At 56.3% G+C, this 254-nt stretch carries 1 protein-coding gene; it reads left to right on the top strand.

Annotated features, from left to right (window positions below):
• Nucleotides 1-254 (top strand): dihydropteroate synthase (locus tag JAO32_RS19800; RefSeq protein WP_334243613.1); only part of this gene is annotated, 254 nt, incomplete at both ends.

Here is a 254-nt window from a genome sequence, read left to right as displayed (position 1 = left end):
GAAGGCGTAGCCATCGCACGCCAGCAGGTAGAGAACGGCGCCAACGTCATCGATATCTGCATGGACGAAGGCATGATCGACGGCGTCGCAGCCATGACTCGCTTCCTGCAACTCCTTGCCAGCGAGCCTGAAGTAGCCAAAGTCCCCTTCATGGTGGACTCCTCCAAGTGGGAAGTCATTGAAGCTGGCTTGAAGTGCCTGCAGGGCAAAGGCATCGTTAACTCCATCTCGCTGAAGGAAGGCGAAGAGAAGTT

This window comes from Terriglobus sp. ADX1, assembly GCF_036877645.1.
Classification (GTDB): domain Bacteria; phylum Acidobacteriota; class Terriglobia; order Terriglobales; family Acidobacteriaceae; genus Terriglobus.
The sequence above is the reverse complement of the archived record's forward strand: the minus strand, read 5'-3'. Positions and strand labels throughout refer to the sequence as shown.